4 protein-coding genes are annotated in these 4,183 nt (G+C 69.1%); 2 read left to right on the top strand and 2 right to left on the bottom strand.

Annotated features, from left to right (window positions below; all coding sequences use genetic code 11):
• Both QK444_RS33520 and QK444_RS33515 read right to left on the bottom strand, forming a co-directional pair.
• The coding region (locus QK444_RS33520) for a DUF6542 domain-containing protein (RefSeq protein WP_282786042.1) at window positions 1-668 on the bottom strand (668 nt) is incomplete at its 3' end.
• Between the two features lie 103 nt (window positions 669-771).
• On the bottom strand, window positions 772-1,935 hold the full coding sequence (locus tag QK444_RS33515; protein WP_039817011.1) for a DNA recombination protein RmuC: 1,164 nt from the start codon (window positions 1,933-1,935) through the stop codon (window positions 772-774).
• Between the two features lie 188 nt (window positions 1,936-2,123).
• On the opposite strand from QK444_RS33515, the gene QK444_RS33510 reads away from it, so the two are divergent.
• Complete coding sequence (locus QK444_RS33510; protein WP_282786041.1) at window positions 2,124-3,320, top strand: exonuclease SbcCD subunit D; 1,197 nt, start codon at window positions 2,124-2,126, stop codon at window positions 3,318-3,320.
• A 91-nt stretch (window positions 3,321-3,411) separates the two neighbouring features.
• Window positions 3,412-4,183, top strand: a 772-nt coding sequence (locus tag QK444_RS33505; protein ID WP_282786040.1) for an SMC family ATPase, incomplete at its 3' end; no start/stop codon positions are given.

Raw genomic sequence — 4,183 nt, 5'->3', positions numbered from 1 at the left:
CGGTCCACCGGGGTGCGTTTGCGGTCGGCGGCGGCGCGGTCCGAGCCGACTCGCGGCGGACGTTCGGCCACGCGGCCGGTGGGGCGGCGGCCGCGGGTTCCGGATTTCGGTGCGGGATCGTCGAATTCGGCATCGGCCGCGCGGGCGGCGCGGCTGCGTCGCCGGGCCGGGTCCTTCTCGCCGGTGCGAGAGCGGCGGGCACGTGTGGCACCGCCGGAACGCCCGCCGCGGGCACGTGAGCGCGGCCGGTCGTCGCCGGGCATCCCCTCGCGCCGGTGCAGGTATATGCGTAGGCCCCCGATGGCCAAAACCAACACGGTGGCCAGCGCCATGGTGGGGAAGCGGTTGACCAGCGGGATGGCCAGATTCAGCAGGATGTCCTTGAGCTTCAGGCTCCCGGCGTTGCCGAGCAGCTGCTGATAGGCCAGCGGCACCGCGAAGAACAACAGCAGCGGCGGCAGCACCAGCACCGTGAACAGACCCCGGTAGCGCACCGCCAGCACCGCCAGCACACAGCCCAGCACATACAGCGACGAGAACGTCAACGTGAGCTCGGAACCCCCGCTGGCGTCGATGAAGAAGCCCAGGAAGGTACAGGTCACCGCGATCAATACCGCCGCTCCGGCGGGGATGCCCGGCACCGTCGGCAGAATCGAACGGTGCGACACGGGCACCTCTGCTCGCTCGCTTGGGGTAACTGCCACGTCAAGCACACTAAAGCATGTAGCTATTCCGCGAGGGAGGCGACTCGAGCGGCTTGCCGAGTGCGCGTCACCCGCGCTGGTCGATACTGTCGGCATAACCGTCCGGCGCGTCGGTGAAACCCACCGCTCGCGGCCAATGGTCCACCCTGTCGATATCGGGTACGGGGGTCTCGGCGATTTCCAAATCGTGCAGTTTGCGCGCGGTCACCATGACCCGCGCCTCCACCGATGCCACGGCCTTGTTGAAGGCCATCACCGTTTTTCCGAGCTGTGCGCCCAGATCGTCCATATGCCGCCCCGCGACGCTCAACCGCGTGTACAGCTCGCGTCCGAGTTGATGCACCGTCGCCATATCACGAGACAGCGCCTCCTGCCGCCAGCCGAGCGCCACCGTCCGCAGCAGGGCGACCAGGGTGGTCGGCGTAGCCAGGATCACATTCCGGCCGAAGGCGTATTCGAGCAGGCCCGAGTCGGTGGTGAGGGCCGCGTCGAGAAAGGGATCGCCGGGCACGAACAGCACCACGAATTCCGGTGACGGATCGAAGGCCCGCCAGTACTCCTTGTCGGCGAGTTGATCGATGTGCACGCGCAGCTGTTTGGCGTGCTGGGTCAGCTGCTGTTTCCGAATATGCGGATCCTCGGCGGCCGCGGCCTCCAGATAGGCGGTGCACGGCACCTTGGCGTCCACCACGATCTGCCGTCCGCCCGCCAGTCGCACCACCAGGTCGGGCCGGATCACGGTATCGCCGCGCCGGGTCACCTGGGTATCGAAGTCGCAATGCCGGGCCATTCCGGCCAATTCGACGACGCGTTCCAATTGGATCTCGCCCCAGCGGCCGCGCACCTGCGGCGCTTTGAGCGCTGCCACCAATTGACCGGTCTGGGTGGAGAGCTGATGCGAGGTGCGCTGCATTCCCGCGACCTGTTCGCGCAGTCCCGAATACGCGTTGATGCGGTTGTGCTCGACTTCCTGAATGTGGCGATTCAGATTCCCGACCGCCTCGCGCAGCGGTTCCACGAGATTGCCGATGGCGTAGGACTGCCGGCGTGCCGCGTCCTCGCTGGCCGCGCTGAGCGACTGGCGTAGCAACCGCTCGTTGTCGTGCATGGCGGCGAGTCGCGCCTCGGCGGCCGCGGCGCGTTGACCCGCCCGCGCGGCGTGCGCGAGCCAGCCGACGGCCAGTCCGGCGAGGAACACCAACAGCAGCGCAAACAGCATCGGTGCGGTCATATCGCTGATAGTGCACTACATCACCGACAGAGGTCTGGAATCGGGCAACTCGCAGCGAGTTTCCAGCAACCGACCGGTGCCGGATCTGTTGCCGCGTCGGCAATCGCGGTGCGAAACACCGGCGCGTTTCCGGCGACCCGCCCGGGCGGCCGTGAACCTGTCGGACGTCTCGCCTACGGTTTTGCGGCATGCGGATACTGCACACCTCCGACTGGCATATCGGCCGCACCTTCCACGGTGTCGATCTGCTGGCCGACCAGGCGTGTTCGCTCGACGCCATGGCCGAGTTGGTGGCGGCGGAGGGGGTGGAGGTGGTGGTCGTACCCGGTGATGTGTACGACCGTTCCATTCCGAGTGCCGACGCGATCGCGGTGTGCAATCGGGGGTTCGAGGCCATGCGGGCGGCGGGGGCAACCATCGTGGCGACCTCGGGCAATCACGATTCGCCCACCCGGCTGGGTGCGCTGGGGAGTTTCGCGGCGGCGGGCGGGCTGCATCTGCGGACCACCATCGCCGAGGTGGCGCGGCCGGTGGTGCTCGCCGACGCCCACGGTGACGTGGCTTTCTACGGCATCCCCTATCTGGAACCGGATATCACCCGCGCCGAACTGGGCGTGCCGCAGGCGCGTTCGCACGCCGAGATTCTCGATGCGGCCATGCGGCGCATTCGCGACGATCTGGCCGGGCGCGCGGGCGCGCGGTCGGTGGTGCTGGCACATGCCTTCGTGGTCGGCGGTGAGGCCACCGGGTCGGAGCGGTCCATCGCGGTGGGCGGGGTGGAGACGGTGCCGCTGCGCGCCTTCGACGGCATCGACTATGTGGCGTTGGGCCACCTGCATTCGCCGCAGACGCTCTCCGATTCGGTGCGCTACTCCGGGTCGCCGCTGCCCTATTCGTTCGGGGAGCGCTCCCATCGCAAAGCGGTGTGGATCGTCGATCTGAACGCCGACGGGCTGGGCGAGGTGCGCCGCGTCGACCTGCCGGTGGTGCGCGGGCTGAGCCAATTGGCCGGAACTCTCGATGAACTGCTCGCCGAACCGGAGTTCGCCGCCGCCGAGAATGACTATGTGGCAGCGACTCTCACCGATCACGCCCGCCCGGTGGACGCACTGCGCAAACTGCGTACCCGATTCCCGCACGCCGTTCACGTGGAATGGGTTCGGCCCGAGGGCAATCCGGAACTGCGCTACCGTGAACGCGTGCAGGGACGCCGGGACATCGAGATCGCGCACAGCTTCCTCAGCGATGTGCGCGGCGAGCCCTCCGGCAGCGAGCTGCAGTGGGTGGAACGCGCCCTGGCCGCTGCCGTGCGGGAGCCGGAGCGGGAGTCGACGGCGGCGGAAGGGCTGTTCGCGGAACCGGGCACCACGGAACTCACCGCATGAGCACGCCCACCCGCACAGCGCCGCGTTACCGCGTCGCGCCGTCCATCCGGTCGCGCCGCGTGCCGTCCCACCGTGGCGGAGTGTGCGCCGCATGAGGCTGCACCGCTTGGAGTTGACCGCTTTCGGGCCGTTCGCGGAGACCACCGTGGTCGATTTCGACGTGCTCGGGGCGGACGGGCTCTTCCTGCTGCACGGGCAGACGGGGGCGGGTAAGACCACGGTGCTCGACGCCATCGCGTTCGCGCTGTACGGCCGGGTGCCGGGGGCGCGGGGGGAGAGCAAGCGGCTGCATTCCGACCACGCCGACGAGCAGACCCCGCCGCGGGTGGTGCTGGAGGCGACCCTCGGCGGGCGGCGGCTGCGGCTGACCCGGTCGCCGGAGTTCCAGCGGCCCAAGAAGCGCGGCACCGGCTGGGTCACCGCACAGGCCAGCGCCACCCTGGAGTGGCTGGACGGGCGTGGGCTGAACCTGTCCCGCATCCCGGATATCGGTGACGAGGTCGTGCGTCTGCTCGGCATGAGCGCCGACCAGTTCTTCCAGGTGGTCCTGCTGCCGCAGGGCGATTTCGCGCGTTTCCTGCGCGCCGACAACGAGGATCGCGAGAAGCTGCTCGAAAAGCTCTTCGACACCGAACGTTTCGGCACCGCCGAACAGTGGCTCATCGACAAGCGCCGCGCCTCCGCCGCCGACCTCGACACCCGCCGCCAGAGCATCGACCGGCTCATCGCGCGGATCGGCGGCGCGGCGGGCCTGCCCGCCACCGAGACCGTTGGTCCCCTCGAAGCCGTCGAATGGTCCCAGGACCTGCTGACCACCGCCCGCGCCGCCCTCACCGCCACCGCCGCCGACCTCGAACGCGGCG

The organism is Nocardia sp. CC201C (assembly GCF_030010695.1).
GTDB classification, from domain to species: Bacteria; Actinomycetota; Actinomycetes; order Mycobacteriales; family Mycobacteriaceae; genus Nocardia; species Nocardia otitidiscaviarum.
This window is presented reverse-complemented; position numbering and strand designations above follow the sequence as displayed.

Excerpts from the sequence above, each read along its gene's own strand:
- QK444_RS33510 (WP_282786041.1), top strand. The coding sequence starts at position 2,124 with ATGCGGATACTGCACACCTCCGACTGGCATATCGGCCGCACCTTCCAC.
- QK444_RS33515 (WP_039817011.1), bottom strand. The coding sequence starts at position 1,935 with ATGACCGCACCGATGCTGTTTGCGCTGCTGTTGGTGTTCCTCGCCGGA.